A 20,907-nucleotide genomic window follows, 5' to 3' on the forward strand; every position below is an offset into this window, starting at 1 on the left:
CTATTTTGGTAATGTAAAAAAGAATGTAGAACCTAATTTTACTTGAGATTCCACCCATATTTTCCCTTTATAAAAATCTACAATTTTTTTCACAATAGATAACCCAACACCTGAATTTTCAACATTTGGCTCTTCTAATGATTGAAAAATTTGAAAAATCTTTTCATGATATTTTTCATCAATCCCCTTTCCATTGTCTTTAATACTAAACTGCCAAAAATCGCCTATAGAAATACAATCTATCTCAACAATACCATTTTCTTCATTGGTATATTTTACTGCATTACTTATTAAATTTTGAAAGAGTTGATGTAACCTATAATTATCTCCTTTAAGGATTGGTAATTTATTTTTTATAATGATTTCAATATTTTCTGGAAAATAAATGGTTTCTAAAATATCATTCAACAATATTTCTAAATTAATATTTCTTTCTTTCTTTTCAATTTTATCAATGCTAGCATAATTTAAGATTCCATTAATTAGCATATCCATTTTATCAATTCTTTCATGAACTTGTTTAAAATTGTTTCTTAAATCGTCATTTAAAAAATCTTCACAATCTTCTTCTAACCAACTCACTAAGGCATTCATACTTCTTAAAGGTGATTTTAAATCATGAGATACAACATGTGCAAAATCATTTAAATCATTATTCGTTTTTGTCAAATCTTCTAGTAAGATTTCTGTTTTCTTTTCCGCTTCTATTTTTTGTTTTAAATTATAAGCACTTTTTAATTGACTTGCTACTAAACCTGCAATAGATTGCAGCATATTTAAATGATCTTTAGTAAAGAAATCTCTTTCTGGATGTTCAGAATCTATAATTCCTATTACTTCTCCATCTGTAATAATTGGGACACAAATCTCTGATAATCTACTTATGCCATCGACAAAATACCTTTTATCTTTACTTGTATCTTTTATTATTTCTGATTTTCCTGATTTTGCAACAAAGCCTGCAATACCATAACCAACTTCTATGTCAACTGGGCTAATTAAAACATTATCTTTATCTACATCTTTTCCAAAAGCTGCGATTTGTGACATTCTTTTATTTTCTTTATCAATAAGATACACCACACAGTCTTCAAAATTTAATAACCCTGTAATTGTATTTACAACATCCCAGGCAATTTCATGGATATTATTTTTACCTAAAACGGATACCATTAAACTGTTTAATGCTTTTAAAATACCTTGCCTTTTATGCTCATCACTAATATCTTCAATTACTGCAACTTGATATTCTTGTGCATCATCTTCATTTTTAACAATAGAAACACTAGTTTTTGCCCAAATTAAACCACCATCTTTTTTTGTGTATCTTTTTTTAATAACAAAATCATTAATTTTGTTATTCTCTAGCATAGTCATTTTTTCTTTAGAAGAAACTTTATCTTCTTTATATGATATATCTAATATTGTTTTTTGAAGTAATTCTTCTTCAGAGAAGCCTAACATTTTTTGAAAAGCTGAATTCGTTTTAATGATGGTGTTTTTTTTACTTAAAACAATTCCGAGAGAACTATTTTCTACAATTGCAGAAAGTTGTTGTTTTTGATTGTCAAATTCTTCTTGTAAATTTTTTGCCTCAGTAATATCTCTTACAATACCATGTGCAAAAACAATACTACCATCTTTATCTTTAATTAGACTAGAATTAATCTGAACCCATTTAACTTCTTTTTCTTTAGTATATACTCTAGCCTGAAAATCTTGAAAAGCTCCTTCTTCATGTAACTGATAAAAAGATTTATAAGCATATTCTATATCTTCTTCATAAATTATTTCGGTTACATTAAATGTTTCATTTTTTATATCATAACCAAAAAAGTCAATAGCTGGCTGATTCATTTTAAGAACATTACCGTTCAAATCCATTAAAATATAGGAATCAACAATGGTGTCAAAAACATTACGAAAATCTTCTACATCTTGTTGAAGAACAATTGCAAGGTTGGTATTAGCAGTAATAATTTCTTCAGTTAAAACAGAAATAGTTTCTTCGTGTAAAAAAATTTGTTTCTCTAAATTTTTATTAGATAATTTAAGTTGAAGTAATTCTTTTTGTAATAGCTCCGAATTTTTAATCATAAATGATTTCTTGTTATCATTTACTAATTTAGTTAAAAAATACTAATTAAAAAGTATAATTAATCAAATACAAATTCGTTGCAAGTAAGATAATTTAAAAAACAAGCAATTTTCTCTTTATAAACTTCAAAGTGTAATGGTTTTATTAAATAACCACAAACTCCTAAGCTATAGCAATCTTTAATGTCTTTATAATTATTTGATGTAGATAATACGAAGATTGGAACATACTTTAATGCATCGTCTTTCTTAAGTGTTTTAAGAAATTCTAACCCATTCATTTTTGGCATGTTTAAATCTAAAAGAATAATATTAGGTAATTCGTCTTTATTTTGAAGTAATTCCAAAGCCTTCTCACCATTGCTAGCTTCAACTATCTTATGAGAAGCTCCGTTTTTTTGACAGACTCTTCTAAATTTTATTCTTTCTATTTCATCATCCTCAATTAAGAGTATGTTGTAAGACACCATTGTTTGTTCTTTAATATCATACAAAAGTGGGGAAAAAATAGTATTCAAATTTATACTTTAGTTAAAAACGTTTGAACAGACGTTAAAAGGTTGTTTTTTATCGATAAACGGAAATTTCATTTTATTCTAAATAGTAACAATAAACAACAAAAAAGGCTTACCAAAATGGTAAACCTTTAAGTGAGCCCTGAAGGATTCGAACCTTCGACCGCCTCCTTAGAAGGTACTTTTTAAAAAATTACAATCAACTAAATAACAGTTAATTATAATAAATATTTTAAAATAAATACACAATAAATACACAATTTTAAATAATATAAACACCTTATATTTACCAGTCATGATTATAACTGATTTAAAAAAAACATGCGAAAAAGAGTCTCGAAAATGCTTCGAACGATTCAAATTTGTATAGTTAAATCATCCATTTGTAGGTCTAAAAAATAAAGATTCAATTTTAAATGATATAATTAAATTTGAAATCCTTCAAAAATTAGGTAGAAATATTAATAAAAAATTCATGGAAGCCAATTTAACAAAGCAACAAACGGATTTTTTAGATAAGGAAATTAATAAATATGTTGATTTAACTATTCGAACTGCTTTAGCCTGGTCAAAATCTAATTAAATCATAATTAACAGATAGGTTAATTGTAGGTTTAAAGGTTGGAATATCGACTCCAAATCCTACGCCAATGCCCCAGCGTTTTTGCTTCTCTATTTTTTGCCAGCTATCTAAACCAGTAGTTTTTATTAATGGGTTAGAATTCGTTACTTCTGCTCTAAATTCTGTCTTAAACATTCCAATTCTCTTTTTACCAAAGACAATAGTTTGAGTATTGAACATTTCTAATTTACCAACCGTTACACCTGTATTAGTTGCAACACCATTAACATGGTAGTAATTTGTTTTGTATTCAAAAAATCTTTCGAAATCATATTTTACAGGAACATCAAAGGGGATTTTTAAAGTATCTATTTGTATTTTTTGTTCTAGTTTTGCTGCTGCTAAAATTGATTTCCAATTTCTTGTTGCCTCTCGAATTTCAACATCTTTCTTGTCTATAATTTTTCTAAGGTTAGCGTTGTCAAATATTACAGATTGCTTGTCTGCTACTGTTTGACCTAGTTTGTTTTTGGTGAAAGTAATGGTGTCTTTTGCAGCTTCTAAATTGTTATTTGCTATTTTTAAATCAAACTTACTGCTCTCACATTTTTGAAAATACAAAAGTGAAATAACCGCAATTATTAATATGTACCAAATATCTTTTTTCATTCTAAAATCCTCCTAAAACATTTTTCATTTTATATGAATATTAAGGTTATGCAAATCAAAATAGAAACAAAGGCAGCTATTTTAGTTTGCTTTTCTGTAAATTTAATTATCGGTGTTTGTGTATGAAAAAAATAAGTAGCTGGATATTTTTTAGGGTAAAATATTGATAAGTAGAATTTCTTATCTATTATATCCATTAGATTTCCCATTGTAGAGCCTACCAGAAAAAGCCAAAAATTACCGCTTACAAATCCTATTAAAAGAATCACAATATTTGGTAATACATCAAACTTAAATAGTTCTGATTTTTTTAAACCAGCTTCACCTAAATAATCTACAAAATAATGAGACATAAAAGCAGCTATTCCCCCAACTAAATAAGAGGCGTTTAAATTGTTTGTTAACTTATACGTTAACATTGTGCAGGTAATACCTACTGCCGTGTGTGGTGCGCTATACATAGTTATAAATATTGTTTAGGGTCAATTAACTTTCCGTTTTTCCAAATTTGAATATGTAAATGATTTATCATTAATAGTTGACCTTTCTTTTTGTTTCTATTATGGTAATTTGCAATCCCTAAACAATAGCCAACTCTATCACCAGAACAAACTTTTTGACCTACTTTTACATAATCGTGTTCTATATACATTAAGCGAACTCGAAAAGTATCATTTGTTACTTCTACATATCTAAATTGTAAAGCTTTTGCATACGCATAACCTATTTTTGTAACAACTCCATCAATCATAGAAACAACATCTTCACCAATCTTAGAAACTATGTCATATCCTTTATGATACCTTCGTTTACCGTTTTTATAAAAACCTCTTTTCGCTCCGAAATGACCGAATCCTGTTGGGTCATTTCCTCTATCTATTATTTGAGCTAGTGGCGGATGCATTTTCATTTCTTAAATAATCTTTTTTTTAATCTTATAAAAAAAGCATCTACGGTTTTACCATAATGTTTATATAATAATCTTGATGAAAAATAAACAGAAATACCTACAGCAAAATCTATCATTATATCTCCAGTAACAAGCGTAACCCCCATAGTTATCATAGCTAAAAAACCCTCTATCTTTAAATTCATTTTGAAAATTTATTTATTATAGCATCAACCATTTTGTTTGAAAAAATCCCACCCGTAAAGATTAAAACACCTAAAGAAACTATTAACACCTCTTTAGCTGCAAACTCTTTTTCTGGAGCATCAAATACATACTCTTTAAAAGCTGGCACAAACGGCATTAAAACAATAATAAAACCAGCTAGAAATAATATATTTCTTAACAGTCTTCTAAGTACATATTCTATCTTTTTCATAATATTTTTTCTACTTTTTAACTATAAGAGGTTTTAAAACGTCTCTACAAGTTTTTAAAATTGCAGCATCATCTAAACTAAACTTAGCCACTTCTAACGATTGTAAAACAATTGTTAACGCTTGTTTCTCCTGCTCATTTATTACAGATTTAACCTCTTTTTTTACTTCTGATTTCGTCATTTTATTTAAAAATTATAATTAATAATATTTGTATCGCTGGAATAATTGTAAATACAAAATCCAACATTTCTTTATTCCCTTTTTTTGTTCCGTCTGCTTTTAGTTTACCATCGTTTTGCTCTTTTTTGTAGGCTAAAAAAGATGTAAAAATCAACGCTATTATTGATGATACTATTGGTGATAAAAAGAATTGAACCACAATAAAAGTTATCATCGAATAAATAACACCCCAGTAATAATGCGCTAGTTTATCGGTTGCTGGTGTTAAGTTAAAACACCAACTTAAACCAATTAATGCAGCAGTATATATAATAGCTTGATAAGCTAGAAAATCGTATAAGAATAATCCGTTTACTATAAAGTAGATAAGAATTAACCACCCTCTTGTTGGGGTTAGTTTTTTAATGATATTATTTAGTTTTTTTTGCATCATCTAACTAACTTTAAATTCTTAGACATTGCGAATCCTACTAATGTGTGTGGTGTTGCGTACATATTTTTAAGTATTTTATATTAATAATTTATTTTTACTATTATGGATAGCCGCACCAATTGATACTGCCTACTACACCCGAGGTACTTATCTCCATAGTGAATAGTCCTCCTTCTTGAACTGATATATTATATAAATTACCCCCACCGTTAAATACAATGGTCGCTGCGCTATTTGTGTATATGACGTCTCCTGCAACTGGTCTATTTTGCGTACCTATAAAATATCTAGTAATATCCCCTCCTGAGTGGTAATCACATGGCGAGGCTACCGTATTTACAGATACGATGGTAGATTTTATAGTAGGTGCATGACTATACCCATAAAATTGGTGAATATTATGTGGTGCTGTTTTATCAGCTAAATTAGATGCTTGAACCAAATCGTTTAGAGATTGTGCTCCTGTGAGGCCTAATTCAGTCTTTATCATATCAAATGTAATAACTCCGCTACTAGGTAATGCCATTTTGTTGTAATTTATTTTCTAGTGCTTCTATCTTATTCAATAATGCTTTATTTGTTTCAATCAATAACGAACTTATTCTACCATAATCTACTGACTTAGTTTTCATAGCATCATCTGCGGTTACTACGAATTCTGGTGTCACTTTTTCTATTTCGTCAGCTATAGAGCCTATATCAGATTTACCACTACTTATCCAATCAAACCTAACTCCTCTAAGCTCTTTAAGTATATCTAAAGGATTTTGTATTAATCTTATATTCTTCTTTAGTCTCCTATCTGAATTAGATGTTATGTTACCTGTTGCAGTTATTGTTCCTGTTGTAATTATATTCCCAGTTCTAACTTCTGCAAATGTGGCTCCTATGCCATAAAAAGAATGTCTACTATCTTCTGAGTGATAATCCATTCCTAAACCATCATTGTATCTTATTTTTGAATTAGTAGATTGGTTGTAATCAAATACCATATAATTATTAGCATCTAATCTAAATTGATTAGCCTCTAAAGCACCTGCTATTGCTTGATTAGCTGTACCTGTTTTAGTTATATAATTAGATAGTGTAGAAGTAAGAGCTGTATTAAGTACATAACTAGATAATGTGGTAACAGGAACATAGCTAGATAATGTAGAAGGAGTTACGTAATTAGTTCCAGCTACAAAATTACCCGCATGATAAACAGTATTATTATTTATTCTAACTCCATTAACTAAATCATATATATTATTTATATTCAAATATGTATTATTAGTATCTCCAAACCCTATCCATCCTCTTACAGTACTTGTATCATCTCTAAAAGCTAAATAACCTGTTTGAGAATTACCTGTACTGTTAGAATCTTGTATAGATAATATAGGTGTATCAGTTAATATTGTTTGATTTACTGAAAAATTGTTATCAATATTTTTTCTAGCGACATCACTGCTAACTGACATTACCTCTCCTGACATACTCAATCCATCACCAACCTTAACTCCTCCTAAAACAGAAGAAGATGCAGTTTGTAATATATAACTTTGTGCAGGGATTTTTTCCCATACGCTACCAGTATAACTAACATCATCACCAACTGCGAATGTTATATTACCTGCTCCGAAATCTCTAGTTCCTGCTACGACTACCCTATAGAAATCACCTCCTGTTCCTGTTCCATTTGATAAACTTGGCGAATTAGTAGAAGCATTATACGTTCCTTTATAAACTTGACTTGCGGAAATTGGTTGCCATGTACCGTTGCCTGCCGCATCACTTCGTAAAAAATATCCATTGGTTGCTCCTGCTGTTAATTTAATTGAAGGAGTTGTTATTGTTCCACTTATTACATTCAAGTTTTGTCCAATACTTACATTATTTGATACTGCTAAATCTTCATTAATTGTTACATCATATTGTAACCTTGTTGTACCCCAAACAGTTAATGCATAACCAGAATCTACAGTTGTACCTATTAATACAGTATCATCAAGAATTGAAGTGCCATTTACCCTAAAATTATATTTTGCATTTAAGAGTCCATTAGATTCAATAGTAGCTCTTACAGTTCCTGTTCTAGTATTAGTTAAAGGTGTTGTGTAGAAATTAATTTTATTAGCGCTATTTTGTTCTGCTAAACCTCCTCCAATGTTAATGTTATTATAACTTATTGAGGATAAACCATTTATAAATGAATACCCCTCTGATTCATTCGTGTGAGCATATTGCGTTCCAGTAATACCATGCCACTTGGTAGTATTATTTGACCGTAACCCTAAACTTAAATTTCCTTTTGACCTGTTACCATTTGTAGTTGACTCCATAACACCTCCAAAAGTTTGATTTACTAAGAAGTTATTATTAACATTAGTATAAGCTAAATTACTAGGTAAACTCGTTAAATAATTTCTTGAATTAACCCAACTTTGAGTAGCATAACCACTCAAACTTTGATGCGAGGTTAAATAACCTTTCGCTGTTATCCAAGATTCTAAACCTAAGTTTGTGATACCGTTGGTTTTTTGTGTGCTTGTTAGATTTTGGTTGTTTACATCTATTCTTAGGCGGTTTCCTAAAGAAGTTGCCGTAGTGGTTGCAAAATTTGGATCATCACCTAAAGCATCAGACAGTTCTCCCAAAGCGTTTAAAGCTTCTGGCGCAGTACCAACTAAACTAGCTACAGCCGCAGCCAATTCAGAATTATCTACAAACGTAGTATTTAATTTATCTATAGACCAGGTTTTGATAGTTGATGTTGTTAAGGTGTCATCTATAGAACTTGCTTTATAATACGTTTCCGCGATGGCAGCTAATAAAGAACTCTTATTATTTGTTGGTAAACCATCCAAACCAATTAACTCTGAAATGTTACCATCCCAGATTGTTTTCCCAAAAATCTTATCTACTAACTCTTTAAAGTTTTCGTTAATTTTTCCACCACCTACTGGCCCACTATCACCAGTACCTACAATATTAATTTTTTCCATACCTAACTAATTTTAAAAACATCATCATCACTAAATAAATCATCTGACTTACCAAAACTCCAAGGTGTATTTACACCACCAATAGAATCTTCTATTTTATACTGTTTAACTTTAAAAGTTAATTGATGTACTGTATTATTTATCATACTATTAATGTCATAAATCCAATTTTATTGGACACGTAACCATCCGCTTCTAAATGAAGATTAAAAAAACCATTCCCATAATTAGGAGTTTCTATTTCAGAAGCCACATTACTAATTACCGTAATCCTAGGAGCACCAATAACTTCACCAAAAACACTTACTTGCTGTAAATACTCCTTAACTAATATGGGTGTAAACCCAGTATAATCAATTCCATATTTTATGACCGTATTTTTAGAATTACCTATATCAATTTTATTAATTGTCACTCCTTGTGATGGTGTAGAAACATTTGTAGCTATCTCCACATACACAACATTACTAAACACCCCACCTTGGTTTGTAACCAATTCATAATAACCAGCTTGCGCACCAATAACAAAAGGAAAAGAAACCAACACATTACTGTAAGCAGCTGTTACATTTACCGTTTTTTCAAAACCAGTGTAAACACCACCATTTGCAATTGTGTTTGTCATTTGCTTAGCAGTAAGCGTTGCATTTACAGGATCAATACCACCAAAAACATGAAACACATTTATACCCCAGATAGGGAAAAAAGCAGATGGCTCTTCAACAAAAGCCGTTATAGAAATAATTGGCGTAACTTTTATAGCTTCCAATACAATTTCTTCAAATGTTGCTATACTTGGAAAATAAATATCATCATAATTAGACTCTATTAAACCCACTTCTGTAACACCTTCTGTTAAATTTAATTCTAACGTTACAGGATTATATCTTCGAACTCCTTTATAACTAAACTCTATTAAATCAAAAGGACTAACCAAACCAATATAAGATCCGCTTATACTTAAATTATATTCTTTTAAACATCCATGATATATTTGATTTAAGCATTCTAAATACGATTGTGATTCTGTATAATTAAATCGTTTCCATTTATCTAACCAAAAACCGACATAATCTACCGTATTAGAAGCATCCGTATTTATTTTACAAAACAATTCATCTACAGCATCTACATATACTGCGCCAGAAGAAATATTTACATAGTTTTTTTGCTCGATAATCTTACCACCTAAAGACTCATCAATTTTTACCACATAATCATCTAAAGCAACTTTTACCGCTGCTACATTTGGTTTTTTAACATATAATTGATACCCAGATTGTAACCTAACATAATCTTCATTTGATAAACCAACTATAATATGATGATACCACAATACGCCAGATTGATTAACAGGTGTTGTGTTATAAAATGTTTTCTGTAAAGAAAAACTTTGCGGCAATAACGTGTTAGCAGTTAATTTATCTTGAACAGACTTTGCAAAACTAAATCTACGTTTAGACAAAGGCATTAAACTATCTGAATGAAACACATCCACACTATGCGAAGTAGTATAATTTAAGTTTCTAGTATTGGTCATCTTTATCTCCTTACCTGTTTTTAACTCCAACACTAAAGACTTATATATTTGAACTCCTAAAAACTTAGCATGTGTTACCGATGGATAAATTCTTAAATTATAATACCCAGCATCTGTAATTTTAAAATCCTTAATATCTAGCGCAACCAACAATTTACCAGCATCTTCTTTATACTCAAAATCATATAAAGACTCTGGTTGCTGAGTAGTTATAAAGTTTGAAACCACTATTTTAGCCGCAGAATCTAACTGAGTTGGCGCAGATTTTTTGGTAATTGAAAAAAAGAAATGACTATCTAAATCCTTATCCTTAACCAAGGTTTTTAATTCATCTACCGTTGTAGTTTTTGCTAAATAAGAATGAAAAGATATTTTTAAAGACAATAGATTTTCATCACCTTTAGATTTTTCTATATAAAACGGTGTTTCTAAATTAACATAATTAGTTGCTAAATCTGCTACCGTAAGAGTTTCACCATACGTATCAAAATAAACATAAGGCCCTTGATCTACTTTTATCATAAAAGTTTCTGCAGTTACTGGCCATGATTTATATTGTAATAAATTATTTACTGTCTGATAATTACTAAAAGCATACTGCCAAACCTTAAAAGTAAAATTCTTACTTCCTTTTTTTTGCCAATACAAAACAGTTTCATCAGCCACATCTGTAACTAAGTTTTTTGGTAAATGCGTTATAATATCAGCAGGCACTAAAGACGTATCATTATTATGATTCCATGTAGTTGTAACCGATTGCAAAGGCGGCACAATAGAAATAGTTGGCGTAGCAAAAAACTTGTTATTTAAAATTGAACGCTCTAAGGTTACATCTTCTACATACTTTAAAACCATTTGCGCATCTGGCGCATATTTCTTAAATAAAATAGTAGTATGATTTATTCTATTAATACCAATAATCATCCATTGGTTATTGTATTGAAACAATTTACAACCAATAGAAGTTAGTAAATCCACCAAGACATCATACACACTTTTTTTATCTTCACCTTCTAAATAAGAAGCTGTATTTACTTCTAACTCCTGGTAAGAAATATCGAAGCCAGTATTTTGTATTGCAGGCGCAAACAAGACATTTAATTTTAATCCTGTAAAAGTTAAACACCTATTTATTACTTCTAAAATCGACTTATGATCTCGATAAAAGTCGTTTGGTAATACTTGATTTTTTAATCGACCAATACCATCTGTAGCCACAAACTCTACAAAGAAATTTTTGTTTATAAAAGGCTCGCTAAATTGTTCTGGTAATAAAAAACCAGTCCACAATACCTTTACATTTTGTGCATCTGTAATATCTTCTAAGTATATTTTAAAGCGAGTTTCTAAACCTGTAAACAAATGAAAAAACACCCCTTCATCTGCAGAAGTAACCAACATATTAAATACTAATTCGCTAGTATTTAGATTCGCAAATTTATCATCTTGACCATTCCAAAGTAAACGCGGAGACTCTACAGATGTATTTTCAAAAATCAACTGTCTACTATTTTCTATAGTATCTACAATTCTAATATTTAGTTTTTCCGCTTGATGCATTATCTTTTTCTAGCGTTTCTTTTTTCTACCCTATCCAACATGATTTTAAACTTATCTCCACTAAAATCTATTGAAGGCATTAAATTAACTTCTACAGCACCACCACCAGCAGCACCAAACATACCATGTAAGTTTTTTTGTTGGCGTTGGTTTAAAATCATTTCACCGCTATTAACTCTAGCAAATAACTTATCTCCTACCACCGAGTTACCACCAACAACACCACCATTTGCAAAAGCACCTGCGTAATTATTATTACCAGAAGTAATACTAGCCGCACTACTTATTAATGTACCTATAGCTACTAATGCAATACCAGCAGCAATTGCAGTAAAAGGATTGGTAAAAGCAGCTTTAATAGCCAACATACCCACTCCAATTTCTATAGCCGCCTTACCCAATTGAACCGCTAAATCACCAATAGTTTTCATTAACCCACCAGCAATATCACCCATAGACAATGACCCATTTGCTAAGCCAGCAATCATTTCACCAAAACTAGACAATACATTTACCGCCGTTGCAGAAACAACGTTCGACGTCTGTTCAGAAAAATCTATAAAACGGTTATTTATATTTGTAAGCGATGTATCAATGTTTTTTTCTTCTTCACTTAAACCATCCGCAATTCCTAAACCTGTTGCTTGCGGCCCTTTAGTTTTTAAACCATGATTTAATCCAACCGCAGTTGGTCTTTTTGCTTTACCAGAACTAACCGCTACACCAGTAGAAACAACTTTATTTTTAACCTTGTTGGCGGTAATTATTTTTAGTAATAAATCTTCTTCGCGCTGTAATTGCTGCAATTGCGCAGCATGAATACCATTTGAAACCTTACCGTATCCAACCTTCTCTAAAGTACGAACCCTTAAACGATCTTCTATAGTAACAGCATCAGCTTTTAACTGCTTTAATTTTTTAGCATCTTTAACTAATTTCTTTGCCTCAGAAATTTCTATATCTATTTTTTTAGATTGTATTTGTTGCAACTTAGATTGCGCGGCCTTTACTTTTGCAGTTTCTAAAAGTTGTTTATTATATTTTTCGACTGCAACTCTAGCTAAATCCGTATTAATTGTTTCTAACGTTAAATGACCTAAGTATTTAGGTGAAATTTTATTTATTTCTTTTAACGCTTTTAATCGTTGAGCCTTAGAAACTCCCTCATGTTTAGCAATAGCCAACAGTTCCGTTAACTTCGCTTTTTCGTTTACAATAGACTTAGCAGCTGTATCATTTATTTGAACTAGTAAACTTTGTGTTTTAACTGTTTTTTCCGTTTCCTCTCTAAAAAAAACAAAATAACTAGCCGCCGCTGCAATTGCAACAGCTAACGCTCCAAATGGATTCGCAGCTATAATTGCCGTTAACTTTATAAAACCTGTTTGTAACAATAATACAGAAGCCCGTAAATAACCAAAAGAAGTAATTAAACCAGGTACAACAGTAGTCATTAATAAACCCAGCGCAACTAATAAAGGACCAATTGCCGCAGCAAAAGCACCGAAAACAACTATAGATTTCTTTGTTTCTGGTGATAATTCTCTAAAAGAATCTGCCAAACCACCAAAATACTTAGCAACTTTTCTAATACCAGGTGCTAAAACCTTGCCAAAAGAAATTGATAAACCCTCTATAGATGATTTTAAACGTAACATAGAACCCTCTAACGTATCTTCAACAATACTAGCCATCTGTTTAGCAGCACCAGAAGAATTCGAGTAACTTTCCGCTAAGTCATCTGCTTTTTCTATATTTTCTGCCAAAACCGTAGCAACCGTAGCACCACGCTTACCAAACAACGAAAGCGCGGTTATGTTTTTATTTGCAGAATTATTAATTTTACTCAAAGCATCCCTAAAACTAAGACCACTTTTTGCAGCATCTAAAAAAACATTCCTCAAACCAGTACCCGCTGTGCTTGCGTCAATACCCGCATTTACCAATATAGATAAATAACCTGTTGCACTTGACAAGCTTTCACCAGCTGTCTTAGCTACAGGAGCTAAAACCCCCATTGCTGTTTTAAATTTCTCTAAATCTAAAGCAGATGAAGAAAAAGATTTAGCCATAACATCTACAACAAAACCTGTATCCGCTGCCGTTAATCCAAAACCACGAATAGTTGAAGCAGCTACCGTAGCACTTCCAGCTAAATCCTCACCAGTAGCAATTGCTAAATCAATAGTAGCCTCTGTAGCTGCTAAAATCTCAGTAGATGAAAAACCTAATTTTGACAAATTAAGCTGCAAACTAGCAACTTGTTTTGCAGAAAACTGAGTGGCCGAACCCAGATCTAAAGCATTATCTTTTAAATCTGTAAAATCCTTTCCAGCCGCGCCACTAACAGCTTGAACCTTTGCCATTTCTTGTTCAAAATCCGAAAAGGTTTTTGAAGCAATTACACCCAAACCAACAATAGGCGCAGTTAAACCAACAGAAAGGTTTGAACCCATTTTCTGCATGTTTTTACCCATCTTGCTAATCTTACGATTAGCATTCTGCATAGAAGTCGAGAAGGACTTTAGATCTGCGGCAAATTTTATATTTATAGTAGCTAAACTCACGTAGTAGATTTCTTATTTTTATCGTATTCATCCCAAAAAGCATCTTGTTCTTCTTGCGATATTGGTTGTTTTTCTTCTAGTTTAGATACTTGTTCTGAGTCCCAAGGAAACGGTAATACATCTGTTATTTTTAATTTTTCTGCACCACCAAAAGCAATTAAACTGCAATACATTTGCCAGCGAGAACGCTCCCAATCACTCTTATACTTATCTTCTTCTTTACGCCTGTACCCTTCTAAAATATTATTAAACTGGCGTGGTTCTAAAAAATAAAACTCATCTATTTTTAACCCTATCTCTCCACAAGCAACTTGTTCTAATTCATCAAATGTTGGGTCAAAAACTTCTGCTTTCGACCCTTTTAGTTTCCCCTACTCTCTGGGTTTACTGGTTCTTTAATTTGCGATTTAGTAAATTCTGCAATTAGATTTTCCATAGCATTTGGCGTTTTCATTACCGTATCTAAAACATCTTCTACAGAAAAATCATCTTCTGCACCCGCATTTAAAACAGCGCATTTAAAAAACTGTCCCAAAAAAGAATATTGTTCAAAAGATGGATCTTCTAGCTTATCAAGCTTATATTTCTTAACCAACTTTCCAAAATCTGAAGGCTTACTATAATCGTAAAACTCTACAATTCTACGTGTTGCACCGAAGCCAAATTTTACTGGATATTTTTTACCGTTAATTGTTAAATGCATGGATTAAGCGTTTGTTGCAAAAGTTGGCTCGCCAATTCCTTTAATAGAAAAATCATAAGTAACCTTTTCTTTGTTAGCAGATTTAATTGTTAAAGACTCATAATAACCATTACCAGAAATAGCCATGTTGCCAGCAACCCCATCAGTCATTTCTAACGCAGCTAATTGCTTAGCTTTCATCGCATCCGCTAAATCTTTTATACCTAACTCACCCGCACCCTCTGGATTATCAGCAATACCGCTACCAGACATAGACCATTCTAAATCTTGTGGATTATAATTTTTTCCAACTATATCTTTTGTCGCTAATTCTTGCATAGCAACATTCATAGAAATATTACACTCAATTTCGTGCTTAAATGTTTTTGTTCCCGATTTAATTCGCATTTTTCCTTCGTATGCTAACATGACTTTCTTATTTTAAAATGTTAAATATTTGTTCTGTATAAATTATATTTTCTTCTGTGTATTTAGGTGTTCCGCTTACCTGTCTGTATTGTTCTGTACTAACACCTAATGCCGCGGTTACTTGATCTGCTATTGCCAAACTATCATCATATTTTTTAGCCCAACTTTCGGTAATTAATTGAAACTGTATAGCATTATCTTTAGATTCTGTTCCTTGATACCTTACAAAATAAGTTACAAACGCATCGCCATCTTTTTCTTCTGCTATTAAAGGCCTTACGCCTTTAACTCCATTATCTAACAAAGCTGTTAAGCCACTAAACGTGCTTAAATCACTATAAACTTTACTTGATATTGCTACTAACATTTATAATCTATCTATTGCTTTTTGTATGTACTTAGTAATCTTACTTTCTGCTGCTGCAGTAACCAATCCTTTTGTTTGGTTATATGCTTTATCCATAAATGGATTCGACTTTATATTTTTTGTTCCTCTAAGAATAAACTGTCTTAAATAGAAACCACCATATTTCTTTTTACCACCAATCGAAATATCTCTTGCTCTTACAACTAGCATCGGGTTTTTTGCCTTGGTTAACATTTTTTTACCAATACTTTTTTTACCCATTCCAGCAGTATAATTTTCTTCTACTACCGTTTTTCTTACTTGACGTTTTTTTCTTGAATAACTTTTACCGTTTACTTTAATATCTGAGGCACTTGGCGTTAATTGTTTTGCTGCTTTTACAGTTGGATTTGCTACTTGACCTAATATTTTACGGACTTCTCTACTCTTTACTTTATCGTTAGTTAGGTTTTTAAGTTTTTTTTCTAACTCATTAAACCCTGTAATTTCTACTAACGACTTACTCACGTCTTAATGTTTTTATTGATAAATACCTCTTTGGTATTTTATCTATTACTGATATTATTTGATATTCCAACCCTTCATCATCTACCACCATCATATCATTTATTTTTCCTTTTGTTAGTGCTTTATCATACCTAACAATAAATTCGGTAGTTATTAAAAATCGAATTTTACCATCTTCTTCTTCATTACCTCGTAGATCAATTTGCTTTGCTCTACAACTTTTAAACAACTCTATTGTATCTACTGGCGCACCTGTTGGCGATTGTGTAGAAGTCTTTTTTTTGATTTCTATACGTACATTTAATTCACCAGGAAATACACTATTTTTCATCTACTTTATAATATCTATACGATTGAAAAATAACGTCTGCAGTTGTGTTTTTTTCTTTTACCGTTGTACCTCTAACTTCATAAAAATCTGTAATCAATAACATAATTGCCTTGATTAAATCTTTTGGTTTTTTAGTATATCCACAGGTTACTTTAAACGATACTGCATCTGGTGTAAACGCTTTTACCTTTGGAAGCGTAACACCTTCTGTATAACAGATTCTGTTTTCGAAATCATCTACGGTATTTAAACTATAACTATCTGCAGATAATGTTTGTACATTACCTTCTTCATCTTTGTAGGTAAACTCATCTAACGACTTAATTTTTTGATACCCAAACGATAATACATCAGCAAAATCTACTCCTGTAATTTGATATTTAGCTTCTGTAATAATAGTATTGGTTGCACGTTCTGCATAAGCAATTGCCGCATCAATACAATCTTGAATTAAATCGTCATCTTCTGTAAAAGAAGTTTCTATATTTAATTGTTTTTTTGCCTTTGCCTTGGTTATTAACTCAGTTGGCGTATGTGCTACATCTATTATTCTAGCCATGATATTATTTTACAAATTCTGCGTATTTATCTTCTACTAGTTCTTCTGCTAATGCCTTTGGATATGATACCACATCACCAACATTTGCTGATAAAAAATATTTACCAGCTACTGGTAATAAAATTTTTATCTTTAATCCTTTAGACTTATTTACTTGCTTTGCCATTTTTTGTTTTTTAAAAAAAAGCCTGCCATTTTTAACAGGCTTTTTCAATTAACCAATAATCAAATTATGAAAACAATTACTATAACGTCATCACTTTATTTACTGCAAATGCTTTTTCATTTGCTACTGCTACATCAGAAAAACCTTCTATAATTAATCTAACATTAGAAGAAGCTGCCTGCGTGTAAGGATCTACCATAATAGAAATAGAACCCCAGTAACCTACTGTTAACTGATTCCAATCTCCAAAAATTAATGGATGTTTGTTTGTATCTAGCGTTGGAACTAAAGTGCTTGCTAAATAATTATAACCGTTTAACTCTTTACCATCTGTTAAGAAAATACCAGAACCTGCATCTATCTTAGTAGTTTTTAAAGAAGCTCTTAACTTAGTGTCCGATAAATAACCTCTTGATACAGATGTACCATTTGCATCATCTACTAAACCTTCTAAAGCAACTACCGTATTATATGTTCCTACACCTGCAGTTGTATTTATATTTGTAGTAATTAAATCTAACAAACCAGTTGGCGCAGCACCACCAGAGCCAGAAATTGCGTTTTGCATTACAGCGTTACCGTATGCTATATTTATTTGCTCTATAATATAAGCTTCAATATCAAAAGAAGTCTGAGCTAATAATTTTTTTGAAATATCTACAACCCCAGAACATCTTTTCGGCTTTAATGTAGGACCAGAAAAACTTACATCTGTTGGATTAACAGGCGCGTTTTCTGCTGCATAACTAAAAGTGAAAGCACCAGAAGTTGGTAACGGAACATCACCCACTAAACCACTCATAACATTAACACCTAAAGATTCAATTGCTATTTTTGGTTGTAACGGCCTAATTAATTGCGGTGTACTAGCAACTAAAACACCACCTTTTGCACCAGAAGATCCATCTACATTTTGGTTTCTGTTTTCCATTGGCATTGATAACACTAAACCTTCTTTTGTCTCCAAGCCTTGGTTACGCATTTCTTCTTGCGTTTGATCATGCAAATCTTTTTCTGCACCAACCAAAGATTTACCGTTTGCTAAGTTTCTTAATCCTTTAAGCAAAGAAAAACGCTCCGCTTTTTTAGGACCATGAATTACAGGCGCGCCAATAGTTCCGCCAGATTTAGACCTAGCCGCTTGGTTTGCTTCAAACTTTTCTACTCTTGCAATATCCACATCAAATGCTTCTACTTCTACCTGTAACGCATCAAACCTTACAGTTTCAGCATCCGTTAAATTTCTTTCACCTTCTGCTCTACCTTTTGCAGCATTCATAATTACTTCTTGTGCGTCAATTTTAGAAGCACGTTCTTGTTTTAACTCTGTTGAATTTTTCATTTTTAAATTCTATTTTTATTAATTACTATTTGTGCTTCTTCAACACTTCTATTTTCGTTAACTTTTATTTCTTCCTGCTCTACAACAGAAACATCAACAACTAATGCTGTTCTAATTTCTTCTAATGTTTGCGCGTTTCTTTTGTGCGCTTCTGGGTTTGCTCCCACAGACACTACAGACCATTCTACTAATTCTGCTCTATCGAAATAAAGCACATCTGCATTTTCACCTGCTTTTTCATCGCCATAATGAGCGTCTAAAATTCTAGCACCTACAGAAGCCATTTTTAAGGTTCCGTTTTGTACTTTTCTAAATATTTTATCGGCCTTTGGATTTACATCGGCTTCTTCAAAAGTTACTCTACCAATCAATTTTCCATCTTCAATTCTAAGCGTAGAAACACCAATTAAATCATCTGGATTATCTGTAGAACTTCTATGCTGATAACACACCACAGGGTTTTGTAAATACCTTTTTAAATCCCAACCATCCATTTTAAAAACAGTACCATAAGAATCTATTGCTTCACTAGAAATAACAAAATCTACTTGTCTATTTTCAATCATTTCTGCAGTTGTCTCTCTAACAAAAGCATCTCTAACAACTACCTTATTTATATCTTGCTTATTCATTTTCTACTTCTTTTAATTTCTTTTGAATCTGCGCCATTGTTTCCATATTTACAGGCGTTAACGGCTCATCTAATCCAGCTAAAGAGTTCATATCTAACAAATTACGAACTTCATTCCTTGTCATAGCACCAGAATAAACCAACGTACTAAACCACATGGCCTGCGTTTTTTTATCAGCTTCTAATAATGAATTTGAATTATGATGTATTCTATATCCGTTCGCTTTTTCTTTTGCAGTAAATAGTTTTTCGTTTTGTTCTTGTCTAAATTTTATAGACCATGGAAGCACCGAATTAGACGTGTGGTCTATATTCTGAGATTCCATATTTGAATAATTACTATTTTCTGTAGATTTTAATTTATGTGAAGGAATGTTTAACCAACGCGCCACTTCTTCTATTGCGTGTTTGTTGGTTTCTAAAAACATTGATTCTTGTGGTGTTAGTTTTACATGTTGAAAACTACCTGCTTGATCTAAAACTGCAACTTTAAACGGATTTGCGCTACTTAATTGGTCTGAAACCGCCTTTGCATAACGTATTTTTGCGTCATCCTTTATTGGTACAGCGTTAGTTATAACACCAACACCAATTCCTTTAGACCTGTAATACTCCTCTGCAAACTCTTGACTTTTTAAAGGAACACTTAAACTTTTTGCAGCATAAGCCACAACACCAATCCCTGTAATTCCGTTATCTGAAAAACCAATAATATGCTCCATGTTTTCCGCAGGAACAACTCTATTATTAAAATGATAGAATAATTTTTCTTCAAACTCCTTTACCGTTACAGGCGTTTTATTTTCGTTGATAAATTGGCGCGATTCAATTTTGCCTGTAAATTTATTTCGTACAATTTCTGAATATGCGTTCCCTTTTAAAATGGCGCATTGCATCATTATAGAATCGTAATTAAACGCACTCATGTATTGATTTGGGCGCGTACCAATTAAGTTATTTACTACGTGTTTTGAGTCTGGCGTTCTGTTATTATCTGCTTTTACTATTACAGATTTTGGTAATTTTGCATAGTCGTTTGACAGTATTGTGATTCCGTTATAAAAAGCTGATAATGTAAGCGCTGAATTGTTATTTACTACTGTTCCGTTCTTAGTTACTGCACCACCACCAAAGAAATTACCAAGAAAGCCACCAGAAGATACTGGTTGTGCCGATCTTGTTTGTAGGTAATTTTGCTGTAATGCGTCAACAATCATAAATAACACCGCTTTTAGACGGTGCTAAATTGTTGCTATTTGATGTAAAAAGTGTGGAATTTTTTCCGCAGTATTAAATTATTTTTTATAAAGTGATTGATAGACAATAAAACCTAAATACAGTTCGAAGATTATTAATAACACCACTAAAATATAACGTACTAAATTTTTAAACAATTCTAATTCTAATAATAATGACGTTATAAAAGCGATTAAAAAGGTTGAAAAGATAACTAA

Annotated in this window: 25 protein-coding genes; all 25 read right to left on the minus strand. The window is 31.6% G+C overall.

Features of this window, described 5'->3' with window-relative positions; all coding sequences use genetic code 11:
• The 25 genes from OD91_RS04165 to OD91_RS04265 all read right to left on the minus strand — a co-directional run bounded on the left by OD91_RS04165 (position 1) and on the right by OD91_RS04265 (position 20,670).
• Positions 1-2,097, minus strand: coding sequence for a PAS domain S-box protein (locus OD91_RS04165; protein WP_144895136.1), 2,097 nt, complete (start codon positions 2,095-2,097; stop codon positions 1-3).
• Positions 2,098-2,156: 59 nt separating this feature from the next.
• Positions 2,157-2,615 carry a response regulator gene (locus OD91_RS04170; RefSeq protein WP_370511739.1) on the minus strand — a complete coding sequence of 153 codons (459 nt, stop codon included), beginning with the start codon at positions 2,613-2,615 and terminating at the stop codon, positions 2,157-2,159.
• 565 nt (positions 2,616-3,180) lie between these two features.
• On the minus strand, positions 3,181-3,843 hold the full coding sequence (locus OD91_RS04175; protein WP_144895137.1) for a hypothetical protein: 663 nt from the start codon (positions 3,841-3,843) through the stop codon (positions 3,181-3,183).
• A gap of 29 nt (positions 3,844-3,872) precedes the next feature.
• The gene (locus OD91_RS04180; RefSeq protein WP_144895138.1) at positions 3,873-4,304 is read right to left on the minus strand and encodes a hypothetical protein; all 432 of its coding nucleotides are present in this window, start codon (positions 4,302-4,304) and stop codon (positions 3,873-3,875) included.
• A 2-nt stretch (positions 4,305-4,306) separates the two neighbouring features.
• Complete coding sequence (locus OD91_RS04185; protein WP_186434393.1) at positions 4,307-4,747, minus strand: M23 family metallopeptidase; 441 nt, start codon at positions 4,745-4,747, stop codon at positions 4,307-4,309.
• 2 nt (positions 4,748-4,749) lie between these two features.
• The gene (locus OD91_RS04190) at positions 4,750-4,938 is read right to left on the minus strand and encodes a hypothetical protein (protein ID WP_144895140.1); all 189 of its coding nucleotides are present in this window, start codon (positions 4,936-4,938) and stop codon (positions 4,750-4,752) included.
• Complete coding sequence (locus OD91_RS04195; protein ID WP_144895141.1) at positions 4,935-5,171, minus strand: hypothetical protein; 237 nt, start codon at positions 5,169-5,171, stop codon at positions 4,935-4,937. The genes OD91_RS04190 and OD91_RS04195 overlap by 4 nt, the downstream gene beginning before the upstream one ends.
• A 10-nt stretch (positions 5,172-5,181) precedes the next feature.
• Positions 5,182-5,352, minus strand: coding sequence for a hypothetical protein (locus tag OD91_RS13425; protein ID WP_186434394.1), 171 nt, complete (start codon positions 5,350-5,352; stop codon positions 5,182-5,184).
• Position 5,353: 1 nt separating this feature from the next.
• Entirely contained in the window at positions 5,354-5,785 is a 432-nt protein-coding gene (locus tag OD91_RS04200) for a hypothetical protein (protein WP_144895142.1), read from the minus strand.
• 100 nt (positions 5,786-5,885) lie between these two features.
• Complete coding sequence (locus OD91_RS04205; protein ID WP_144895143.1) at positions 5,886-6,311, minus strand: hypothetical protein; 426 nt, start codon at positions 6,309-6,311, stop codon at positions 5,886-5,888.
• The gene (locus OD91_RS04210) at positions 6,298-8,772 is read right to left on the minus strand and encodes a tail fiber domain-containing protein (protein ID WP_144895144.1); all 2,475 of its coding nucleotides are present in this window, start codon (positions 8,770-8,772) and stop codon (positions 6,298-6,300) included. Before OD91_RS04210 ends, OD91_RS04205 begins: the two co-directional genes overlap by 14 nt.
• A 2-nt stretch (positions 8,773-8,774) precedes the next feature.
• On the minus strand, positions 8,775-8,918 hold the full coding sequence (locus OD91_RS13430; protein ID WP_186434396.1) for a hypothetical protein: 144 nt from the start codon (positions 8,916-8,918) through the stop codon (positions 8,775-8,777).
• Positions 8,915-11,872, minus strand: coding sequence for a hypothetical protein (locus tag OD91_RS04215; protein ID WP_144895145.1), 2,958 nt, complete (start codon positions 11,870-11,872; stop codon positions 8,915-8,917). Before OD91_RS04215 ends, OD91_RS13430 begins: the two co-directional genes overlap by 4 nt.
• Complete coding sequence (locus tag OD91_RS04220; protein ID WP_144895146.1) at positions 11,872-14,439, minus strand: phage tail tape measure protein; 2,568 nt, start codon at positions 14,437-14,439, stop codon at positions 11,872-11,874. Before OD91_RS04220 ends, OD91_RS04215 begins: the two co-directional genes overlap by 1 nt.
• Complete coding sequence (locus tag OD91_RS13435) at positions 14,436-14,612, minus strand: hypothetical protein (protein ID WP_186434398.1); 177 nt, start codon at positions 14,610-14,612, stop codon at positions 14,436-14,438. Before OD91_RS13435 ends, OD91_RS04220 begins: the two co-directional genes overlap by 4 nt.
• 188 nt (positions 14,613-14,800) lie before the next feature.
• Positions 14,801-15,142 (minus strand): hypothetical protein, encoded by a 342-nt coding sequence (locus OD91_RS04225; RefSeq protein WP_144895147.1) that lies wholly within the window; start codon positions 15,140-15,142, stop codon positions 14,801-14,803.
• 3 nt (positions 15,143-15,145) lie between these two features.
• Positions 15,146-15,550 carry a phage tail tube protein gene (locus OD91_RS04230; RefSeq protein WP_144895148.1) on the minus strand — a complete coding sequence of 135 codons (405 nt, stop codon included), beginning with the start codon at positions 15,548-15,550 and terminating at the stop codon, positions 15,146-15,148.
• A gap of 7 nt (positions 15,551-15,557) precedes the next feature.
• On the minus strand, positions 15,558-15,917 hold the full coding sequence (locus OD91_RS04235) for a hypothetical protein (RefSeq protein ID WP_144895149.1): 360 nt from the start codon (positions 15,915-15,917) through the stop codon (positions 15,558-15,560).
• Complete coding sequence (locus OD91_RS04240) at positions 15,918-16,424, minus strand: hypothetical protein (RefSeq protein WP_144895150.1); 507 nt, start codon at positions 16,422-16,424, stop codon at positions 15,918-15,920.
• Positions 16,417-16,755, minus strand: coding sequence for a phage head closure protein (locus tag OD91_RS04245; RefSeq protein WP_144895151.1), 339 nt, complete (start codon positions 16,753-16,755; stop codon positions 16,417-16,419). Before OD91_RS04245 ends, OD91_RS04240 begins: the two co-directional genes overlap by 8 nt.
• The gene (locus tag OD91_RS04250) at positions 16,745-17,314 is read right to left on the minus strand and encodes a head-tail connector protein (RefSeq protein WP_144895152.1); all 570 of its coding nucleotides are present in this window, start codon (positions 17,312-17,314) and stop codon (positions 16,745-16,747) included. The genes OD91_RS04245 and OD91_RS04250 overlap by 11 nt, the downstream gene beginning before the upstream one ends.
• Positions 17,315-17,318: 4 nt before the next feature.
• Positions 17,319-17,480 (minus strand): hypothetical protein, encoded by a 162-nt coding sequence (locus OD91_RS13440; RefSeq protein ID WP_186434399.1) that lies wholly within the window; start codon positions 17,478-17,480, stop codon positions 17,319-17,321.
• 79 nt (positions 17,481-17,559) lie between these two features.
• Complete coding sequence (locus tag OD91_RS04255; protein ID WP_144895153.1) at positions 17,560-18,822, minus strand: phage major capsid protein; 1,263 nt, start codon at positions 18,820-18,822, stop codon at positions 17,560-17,562.
• Between the two features lie 2 nt (positions 18,823-18,824).
• Positions 18,825-19,454 carry an HK97 family phage prohead protease gene (locus tag OD91_RS04260; protein WP_144895154.1) on the minus strand — a complete coding sequence of 210 codons (630 nt, stop codon included), beginning with the start codon at positions 19,452-19,454 and terminating at the stop codon, positions 18,825-18,827.
• The gene (locus OD91_RS04265) at positions 19,447-20,670 is read right to left on the minus strand and encodes a phage portal protein (RefSeq protein WP_144895155.1); all 1,224 of its coding nucleotides are present in this window, start codon (positions 20,668-20,670) and stop codon (positions 19,447-19,449) included. Before OD91_RS04265 ends, OD91_RS04260 begins: the two co-directional genes overlap by 8 nt.
• Positions 20,671-20,907: the final 237 nt, after the last annotated feature.

It is taken from the genome of Lutibacter sp. Hel_I_33_5 (genome assembly GCF_007827455.1).
GTDB lineage: Bacteria > Bacteroidota > Bacteroidia > Flavobacteriales > Flavobacteriaceae > Polaribacter.